We start from the raw sequence: 461 nt of genomic DNA on the forward strand, positions 1-461 counted from the left end.
TGGGCATCGGGCTGCACATCGACGGGCGCTGGCATTGGCGGTCGTACTCGCTGACGTCGGTGCCGCGCCGCAACGCGGAGTTGATCTCGATCACGGACAAAGCCACCCCCGAGGGGTTTCTGTCCACGCACCTGGTCAACGGGGTGAAACCGGGCACCATCGTGCGGCTGGTCTCGCCACGCGGCGACTTCGCGCTACCCGACCCGCCGCCGGCCAAGGTGTTGTTGGTGTCGGCCGGCAGTGGCATCACGCCGATCATGGCGATGCTCAGGTCGTTGAAACACCGCGGGCACAACCCCGACATCGTGCACATTCACTCCGCGCCGGATACCGACAGCGTGATCTTCTACGACGAGCTGCGAAACCTCGACCAGACGCTGTCGGGCTACCGACTGCATCTGCACCTGACCGAGGATCGGGGACACCTCGACTTCGGTGCTGCGCTGGCCGAGATCGCCCCG

General features: G+C 65.9%; 1 pseudogene. It reads left to right on the forward strand.

Features of this window, described 5'->3' with window-relative positions:
- A pseudogene (locus BKG76_RS00005) lies at window positions 1-461 on the forward strand (ferredoxin reductase); the annotation flags it as partial.

Source organism: Mycobacteroides franklinii (assembly GCF_001853795.1).
Classification (GTDB): Bacteria; Actinomycetota; Actinomycetes; order Mycobacteriales; family Mycobacteriaceae; genus Mycobacterium; species Mycobacterium franklinii.